The sequence below is a fragment of the Methylobacterium goesingense genome, from assembly GCF_022179225.1.
GTDB classification, from domain to species: domain Bacteria; phylum Pseudomonadota; class Alphaproteobacteria; order Rhizobiales; family Beijerinckiaceae; genus Methylobacterium; species Methylobacterium goesingense.
This window is the reverse complement of sequence record NZ_BPQL01000159.1, coordinates 19,393-27,825: the sequence shown is the minus strand read 5'-3', so window position 1 is coordinate 27,825 and position 8,433 is coordinate 19,393. Positions and strand designations below refer to the sequence as shown.

General features: G+C 69.0%; 6 protein-coding genes. 1 reads left to right on the top strand and 5 read right to left on the bottom strand.

Annotated features, from left to right (window positions below):
- On the top strand, nt 1-1,918 hold a 1,918-nt coding region (locus tag MFF30_RS22395), incomplete at its 5' end, for a hypothetical protein (RefSeq protein ID WP_238282253.1).
- A 3-nt stretch (nt 1,919-1,921) separates the two neighbouring features.
- Here MFF30_RS22395 and MFF30_RS22390 read toward each other — a convergent pair.
- Genes MFF30_RS22390 through MFF30_RS22370 form a run of 5 tightly spaced genes read right to left on the bottom strand, consistent with a single transcriptional unit; the run spans nt 1,922 to nt 8,213 of the window.
- Nucleotides 1,922-2,812: an alpha/beta fold hydrolase gene (locus tag MFF30_RS22390; protein WP_238282252.1), complete on the bottom strand. Its 891-nt coding sequence runs from the start codon at nt 2,810-2,812 to the stop codon at nt 1,922-1,924.
- Nucleotides 2,813-2,857: 45 nt separating this feature from the next.
- Entirely contained in the window at nt 2,858-3,364 is a 507-nt protein-coding gene (locus MFF30_RS22385; RefSeq protein ID WP_238282251.1) for a GNAT family N-acetyltransferase, read from the bottom strand.
- On the bottom strand, nt 3,361-4,464 hold the full coding sequence (locus MFF30_RS22380) for a microcin C ABC transporter permease YejB (protein ID WP_238282250.1): 1,104 nt from the start codon (nt 4,462-4,464) through the stop codon (nt 3,361-3,363). The genes MFF30_RS22385 and MFF30_RS22380 overlap by 4 nt, the downstream gene beginning before the upstream one ends.
- A 9-nt stretch (nt 4,465-4,473) precedes the next feature.
- Entirely contained in the window at nt 4,474-6,333 is a 1,860-nt protein-coding gene (locus MFF30_RS22375) for an extracellular solute-binding protein (RefSeq protein WP_238282249.1), read from the bottom strand.
- Nucleotides 6,330-8,213: an extracellular solute-binding protein gene (locus MFF30_RS22370; protein WP_238282255.1), complete on the bottom strand. Its 1,884-nt coding sequence runs from the start codon at nt 8,211-8,213 to the stop codon at nt 6,330-6,332. The genes MFF30_RS22375 and MFF30_RS22370 overlap by 4 nt, the downstream gene beginning before the upstream one ends.
- Nucleotides 8,214-8,433 lie beyond the last annotated feature (220 nt).

Below are 8,433 nucleotides of genomic sequence, written 5' to 3'. Positions count from 1 at the left end.
GGTGCGCGAGGACCGCGAGCCAGTGAAGGACATCGCCGCCATCGTGGTCGACCGCTCGGGCTCGCAGGCGCTGGGCGACCGGCCGGCCATGACCGACGCGGTGCGCGCTGAGTTGCAGCGTCGCTTCGGGGCCCTGACCAACATCGAGCCGCGCTTCATCGACGTGCCCGACGCCAAGGATGGCGACGAGGGCACACGGCTCTTCACCGCGCTGTCGCAGGCGTTGGCCGACGTGCCGGCCGAGCGGCTGGCGGGCGTCGTCATGCTCACGGACGGCGTGGTGCACGACATCCCCGCCTCGGTGGCGGCGCTGGGTCTGAAGGGGCCGCTCCACGTTCTCGTCACCGGTCATCCGGACGAGCGCGACCGGCAGATCAAGCTCATCGAGGCGCCGCGCTTCGGCATCGTCGGGCGCGACGTCACCATCCGGGCCGAGGTGATGGAGCGCGGCGGCACTGGCAGCGCCACCGTCACCGTGCGCCGCGACGGCGAGGAGGTTGGGCGCCGGACCTTCCCCACGGGCCAGCCCTTCTCCCTGACCATGCGGATCGAGCATGGCGGCCCGAACGTGGTCGAAATCGAAGTGGAGCCCCTGCCGGGCGAACTCACCACCATCAATAATCGCGCGGTCCTGCCCATCGAGGGCATCCGCGAGAAGCTGCGGGTGCTCCTCGTCTCAGGCGAGCCGCACCAGGGCGAGCGCACCTGGCGCAACCTGCTGAAGTCCGACGCCAACGTCGACCTCGTCCATTTCACCATCCTGCGCCCGCCGGAGAAGCAGGACGGCACGCCGATCTCCGAACTCTCCCTGATCGCCTTCCCGACGCGCGAGCTGTTCGTCCAGAAGATCAAGGATTTCGATCTCATCATCTTCGACCGCTACGCCAACCAGAGCGTGCTGCCTTCGGCCTACTTCGACAACATCGTCCGCTACGTTCGCGAGGGCGGCGCCCTGTTGATTGCGGCCGGCCCCGAATTCGCCTCGCCCTCCAGCCTGTCCCGCACGCGGCTCTCCGCGATCCTGCCCGGCGAGCCCAACGGGCGCGTGGTCGAGCAGCCCTACAAGGCCGCCCTCACGGGTGTCGGCAACCGCCATCCCGTCACCCGCGCGCTGCCCGGGTCCGAGGCCTCGCCGCCGGCCTGGGGCGACTGGTTGCGCATCGTCTCCGCTCAGGTGAAGCCCGGCATCCAGCCGATCCTGCAGGGACCGAATGCCCTGCCGTTGCTCGCCCTGTCGCGCGAGGAGAAGGGCCGGGTGGCGCTGCTCCTGTCCGATCACGCCTGGCTCTGGGCGCGTGGCTATCAGGAGGGCGGACCCTATCTCGACCTGCTGCGCCGGCTTGGGCACTGGCTCATGAAGGAACCGGCCCTGGAGGAGGAGGCGCTGCGGGCCCAGACCACCGGTCACGGCCGCGAGGTCCGCGTGGAGCGCCAAACCATGGCCGACACGGTGGAGCCCGTCACCGTCACGGGCCCGACCGGCGCTCAGCGCACCCTGTCCTTGACACAGGGTGAGCCCGGCCTGTTCTCGACGACCTTCGAGGCCACCGAGCTCGGCCTGCACACCCTACGCTCCGGCACCTTGGTCGCCTTCGTCAGCGTCGGGCCGCCGAATCCGCGCGAACTCGCCGACGTCTTCAGCGACACCGAGCGCCTGAAGGCCCTGGCCGAGGGCACCGGCGGCTCGATTCGCCGGGTCGCGGAGGCCGGGGGCGGCATCGTCGTGCCGCGCCTGCAATCGGTCCGCAGCGGCCGCCTCGGCGGTTCCGACTGGATCGGTTTCCGCCCGAGCGACAGCGCCAATATCCGCGGCGTCGAGGTCTACCCCCTCGCGCTGGGCCTGTGGGCGCTGGCCGCCCTGGCGGCCGCGGTCCTGGCGATGTGGCTCGTGGAAGGACGGCGCGGCCGGGCGACCTGACGTTCACCCCGGCAGTCGTTCGAAGAACCGCGCGATCTCGGCCGCCGCCCGGTCTGGGTCCTCCCGATGGGGGAAATGCCCGACTCCCTTCAGGAGCGCGAGGTCCAGGTCGGAAAAGGTCTCGCCGAGGCGATCGGTCCAGGCGACGGGAAACAGCGGATCGGAATCACCCCAGCGGATGCAGGTCGGCACCGTGATCGGCGGGAAGCGGGGCGCCTCGCCTCGGATCATCGCCAAGCGCCCGGCCTGCGCGCTGACGTACCAGTTGAAGCCGCCCTGCAGATTGCCGGGGGCCAGGAAGTTGTCGACGAAGGCCTCCAGCACATCGTCGAAGGCGGCCGGGTTGCCGCCGGCCCAATGGCGCAGGAAGTGGTCGATATAGAGCCGGCAACCTTCGCGCGAGGCTCCGACCTGCGCCGCGGCAAATGGCTTCACGTGGTAGGACTGGTACCAGATCTCCGCGAGCATCTCGGGGACGGCGAGGCGCGGCCCGATACCCGGATAGGGACAGTCGAAGGTGAACAACCCGGTCAGCCGCCCCGGTGCCATCCGGCCGAGGGCCTGGATCACGTAGGCTCCGACGTCGTGGCCGACGATGCCGGCCCGGGCGATGCCGAGGGCATCGAGCAGAGCGACGATGTCGGCCGCATGCACGTCGGCGCCGGCCTTGTCGGAGGGGTGATGATCGGGCTTCTCGCTGGCGCCGAAGCCGCGCAGATCCGGTGCGATTAGTTCGAAGCGGTCGGCGAGCCGCCGCATCACCGGCTCCCAGGTCAGCCAGAATTCCGGCCAGCCGTGCAGCAGCACCAGGGGGCCGCCGCGCCCGAGGCGGGCCACGTGGAGCGCGACGCCGTTGGCCGTGATCGTGTCGTGCCGGATCGCCGAATCATCCATCGGGGTAGGGTCCCTGCCGGCGCCGGGGCGGCGCCCTCGGCGGGGTCAACGCCGGCGAAGGGCGGTCACGTTCCCGGAGATCGTCGCGGTCGCGCCGACCTGAAGCTCGCGCCAAAGGAAGCGGGCTGGGTCGACGGGGGAGGGCGGCACGAGGCGCCCGGGCGGGATCGGCGCGAAGCCGAAGCGCCGGTAGTAAGGGGCGTCCCCGATGAGGATGACGAGGCCGTGGCCGGCGGCGGTCGCCGCGTCGAGGCAGGCTGTCATCAGGGCGGCGCCGATGCCACGCCCCTCGAAGCTCGGATCGACGGTGAGGGGGCCGAGCACCAAGAGCGGGGTGCCGCCGGCCTCGGCCGGCCCCATCCGGACCGACCCGACGAGGTAGGTCGCCACCAGGGCGGTGAAGCAGAGCTCGGCCACCGGCACCGTGCCCTCGCGCAGGCGATAGGCGGTGCGGGCGAAGCGCCCGGGGCCGAAGGCGCGGGCATGGAGCCGCTCGATCGCCTCGGCGTCGCCCGCGTGCTCGTGCCGGATGACGAGGGGAAGGGCTGTCACGTCGCCCGCGCCGAGAAGTCGATGCGCGGGTCGATCCAGGTGTAGATCAGGTCGGAGAGCAGGTTCACCGCCAGCCCGAGCAGGGAGAAGATGTACAGGGTCGCGAACACCACGGGGTAGTCGCGCCCGACGATGGAGGTGAAGGACAGAAGTCCGAGTCCATCCAGGGAGAAGATCGTCTCGATCAGCAGCGAGCCGGTGAAGAAAGCCGAGATGAACGCCGCCGGGAAGCCCGCGATGACGATCAGCATGGCGTTGCGAAAGACGTGACCGTAGAGCACGCGGCGCTCGGAGAGGCCCTTCATCCGCGCGGTGAGCACGTACTGCTTGCGGATCTCGTCAAGGAAGGAGTTCTTGGTCAGCAGGGTCGAGGTCGCGAAAGCGCCGAGCACCAGGGCCGTCAGCGGCAGCGTCATGTGCCAGGCGTAGTCGACCGCCTTGCCCCAGAGGCTAAGCGATTCGAAGTTCTCGCTGGTCAGGCCGCGGATCGGAAAGATCTGCACGAAGGAGCCGCCCGCGAACAGGATGATCAGCGCGATGCCGAACAGGAAGCTCGGGATCGCGTAGCCGACGATGACCACGGTCGAGGTCCAGAGGTCGAAGCGCGAACCGTCGTGCACCGCCTTGCGGATGCCCAGCGGAATCGAGATCGCGTAGGAGATCAACGTCATCCACAGGCCCAGCGAAATCGACACCGGCAGGCGCTCGCGAATCAGCTGCAGCACCGAGACATCGCGAAAGTAGCTGTTGCCGAAGTCGAACCGGACGTAGTCCCAGATCATCTTCGAGAAGCGCTCGGGGGCCGGCTTGTCGAAGCCGAACTGCTGCTCGAGCTTCTTGATGAAGGCCGGGTCTAGGCCCTGCGCGCCACGATAGCGGGCACTGGTTTCGCCGCCGCCGGAGCTGCGGGCGGCTCCGCCGAGGTCGCCGGCCCCGCCGGTCACGCGCGACAGGCTGCCCTCGTTCTGGCCCTGGAGCTGGGCCAGCACCCGCTCCACCGGGCCGCCGGGGGCGAACTGCACGATGACGAAGGTGATGAGCATGATCCCGAAGATGGTGGGGACCATGAGCGCGATGCGGCGCAGGATGTAGCCGAGCACGGATATCCCTCAGGTTCGGCCGATGCGCCGGGCCTTGGCGGCGTCGTACCACCAGACGTTCGGCGCGCCGAGGTCGTAGGTCGGCCCCTGGGCCGGGCGGCCGTAGACGTCCCAGAGCGCCAACCGGTGGTCGGCTTTGTACCACATGGGCACCCAGTAGCGCCCGGCCCGCAAGGTCCGGTCGAGGGCGCGCGCGGCATGAATCATGTCGGCGCGCGTGGTCGCCTCCGTCACCTTGCCGATCAGCGCATCGATGGCGGGGCTCGCGATGCCCGCGAGGTTGTTCGAGCCGGGCGTACCGGCGGCGCGCGAGCCGTAGGCCTCGCGGAGTTCCGGGCCGGGCGTGAGCCCGCCGGCGAAGCGTCGGGCGGTGAGGTCGAAGTCGAAATCCTTGACCCGGGCCTGATACTGGGAGGGATCGACCAGCCGGATGCTGGCACGGATGCCGATGAGCCCGAGATTGCGGATGAAGGGCTGCGTCACCGGCTGGAACACCGGATCGTTGTCGAGGAACTCGATTTCCAGCGGCTTGCCGGAGGGGAGGCGGATCACGCCGCCGTCGCGGGTGCAGCCCGCCTCGCGGAGGAGGGCCACGGCGCGGCTGAGGAGGGCGCGGTCCTGGCCCGAGCCGTCGGAACTCGGTGGGCTCCAGGCCTCGCCGAAGACCTCCGCCGGCAGATCGGCTCGCATCGGGTCGAGGAGCGCCAGTTCCTCCGGCCCGGGGCGGCCCGTGGCCTTCAGGTCCGAGTTCTCGAAATAGGAGGCCGTGCGGATGTAGGCGCCGTACATCAGGTTGGCGTTCGACCAGTTGAAGTCGAAACACAGGCCGATCGCCTCGCGCACGCGCGGATCGCGAAAAGCCTCGCGGCGGGTGTTCATCCACCAGCCCTGCGTGCCCGAGGGCCTCGCATCGGGCACCACCTCCTTGCGGACGCGGCGCTCCTGCACGGCGGGAAAGTCGTAGCCCGTGGCCCAGACCCGGGCGGTGAACTCCTCCCGGAAGGTGAAGGCGCCGCCCTTGAAGGCCTCGAACGCCACCTGACGATCGCGAAAATACTCGTACCGAATAGCGTCGAAGTTGTTCTGGCCGACATTCACCGGGAGGTCGGCGCCCCAGTAATCCTTCACCCGCTCCAACTCGATGAAGCGGCCCGCCTCCAGCCGCCCGACCTGGTAGGGCCCGGAGCCCAGGGGCGGTTCCAGCGAGGAAGCCTCGAAGTCCCGCTTTGCGTAGTAGGCGGCGGAGAATACCGGCAGGGTGGCGACGAAGAGGGGCAGATCGCGGCTGCGGCCGGGCGCGAAGCGCAGGGTCACCGTGGCGTCGTCCTCGGCCACAGCCTCGGACAGGTCGCGGATCACCTGAGAGATCTCGGGGTGGCCCTTCTCTTTAAGGAGGTGCATCGACGCCGCCACATCGTGGGCGGTCAGGCGCGAGCCGTCGTGGAAGCGGGCCTGCGGCCTCAGGCTGAAGCGATAGGTCAGCCCGTCCTCGGAAACCTCCACCGCGCGGGCGAGGAGACCGTAGAGCGCATCGGGCTCGTCCAGCGCCCGCACCATCAGCGCGTCGAAGGTCAGATTCATTCCGGCGGCGCCGTCGCCGCGCAGGACGTAGATGTTCAGGGTGTTGAAGGTGTCGGAGGCTTGGTTGCCCATCGTGGAGGCAAGCTGCGCCGAGAAGCGGCCCCCGCGCGGCGCGCCCGGATTGACGTAGTCGAAGTTCGGGAAGTCGGGCGGGTACTTGAGATCGCCGAAGCTCGACAGGCCGTGACTGGTGCGGCCCGCCGCCCGGGACGGTGCGGGGAGAACCAGGGTAGCCCCGAGGGCGCCGGCGCCCGCGACGACGGTGCGCCGGGTCGGGCCGGCGCTCAACGCGGCGCCCCGGTTTTGGCCGCCAGGGTCTCGTCGTACCACCAGGTGGTGGGGAAGCCCGAACTGCCGTATTTCGGCAGTACCTCAGGATGCCCTAAGCGGTTCCAGCGCAGAGTGCGCGAGACGTTCGAGCCCCATTGCGGCACCACGAAGTTGTGGGCCAGCAGCACCCGGTCGAGGGCGTGGGTCGCCGCCAGCACACCGGGGCGGTCCTTCGCGAAGATCACCTTCTCCACGAGGGCGTCGATGGCCGGATCCTTGATGCCGATGAGATTGCGCGAACCGGCCTTGTCGGCGGAGGCCGAGCCCCAGTACTCGCGCTGCTCGTTGCCCGGCGAGAGGGATTGCGGCCACGAACTGGTGGTGATGTCGAAGTCGAAGGCCCGCAGGCGATTCTGGTACTGGGCCTGGTCGATCACCCGCAGGGAGCTGTTGATGCCGATCAGCTTGAGCTGCGCCGCGTAGGGCAGCACGACTCGCTCGAACACGCTTTGGAACTCGAGGAACTCGACTGTGAGCGGCTCGCCGCTCTTCACGTCGGTCATCTGGCCGTTGCGCAGCTCGTAACCCGCCTGCTTCAGAAGGCCGACAGCCTCGCGCAGATTCGCCCGCACGGCGTCCGGCGTACCGTTGACGGGGTTGGCGTAGGGCGTGGTGAAGACGGCTGGCGGGACCTTGTCCTTCACGGACTCGAGGATCGCCAACTCGTCGCCCTCGGGCAGGCCGGAGGAGGCGAGTTCCGAGCCGAAGTAGTAGGAGTCGATGCGCTTGTAGAGGCCGAAGAACAGCGACCGGTTCATCTCCTCGAAGTTCATCGCAAGGTTGAAGGCTCGGCGCACCCGCGGATCGGCGAACTTCGCCCGACGGGTGTTGAGCACGAAGGCCTGCATGTTGCCGTTGCCGCGATCGGGGAACTCCTCCTTGATCAGGCGGCCCTCCTTCACGGCGGGGAAATAGTCGTAGGCCGTGGCCCAGTTGCGGGCGACGTTCTCGGCCCGGAAGTCGAAGAGGTCGCCCTTCAGCGCCTCGATCAGTACCGTCGCATCGCGAAAATACTCGTTGCGCATGGTGCCGAAATTGTTGCGGCCGACATTCACCGGCAGGTCCTTGCCCCAGTAATCCGCTACCCGCTCGTAGGTGGCGCTGCGCCCGGCTTCGAACTTCGACAGGCGGTAGGGGCCGGACCCCAGGGGAATGTCCAGGGTGGTCTGGGTCACGTCGCGCGGGCGCCCCTGCGCGTCGGTGCCGGTCCACCAGTGCTTGGGCAGCACGCGCAGCTGGCCGAGCACTTGCGGCAACTCGCGGTTGCCGGCCTCCGCGAAGGTGAAGGTCACCTCCCGTGGGCCGGTGACGGCGGCCTTGCTCACGGTCTGATAGTAGGCCGCATAGAACGGGCTGTTCGCCTTCAGAATATCGAAGGACCAGACCACGTCCTCTGGCGTCACCGGCTTGCCGTCGTGCCAGCGGGCGCCCTCGCGCAGGCGGTAGGAGACCGCCGAAAGGTCGTCGGCGAGGCGCACGCCCTCGGCGAGGAGGCCGTAGGAGGTGAACGGCTCGTCCGCCGATTCCGTCATCAGCGTATCGTAGATCTGAACGATCCCGCCCTCGAGGTCGCCCTTCAGGCCGGAGACCACATAGTTGAAGTTGTCGAAGCCACCTTGCGCGCCGAGGCGCACGAGGCCGCCCTTCGGGGCCTTCGGGTCGGCATAGTCGAAATGCTTGAAGTCGGGGCCGTATTTCGGCGCGCCCATCAGCGTGATCGCGGGCATCCAGGCGCCTTTCGGCGCGGCGGAATCCGGATCGGGGGCGGCCCGGGCGGGCAGGCCGCAGGCCAGGAAGGCGAGGGCGGCGACGAGGCGTCCGATCAGGGCAATTCGCATCACGGGCAGGCGGTCTCCGGATTCCGGGGCGCGGTTCCGCCGTCGCACCCGCGACGGCAGGCGGGTGTTTTAGGACGGACCGGCGGCGAACGCCAAGCGGACGCGTGCGCGCAGGAATCTCGGAAGTCCGGAAATCCGGCCCGTACGCCCGTCCTCGACCCCGACAAACAAAGAAGGCCGGGCAATGCCCGGCCTCGTCCGTTCGTGAAGAGACTCGGTT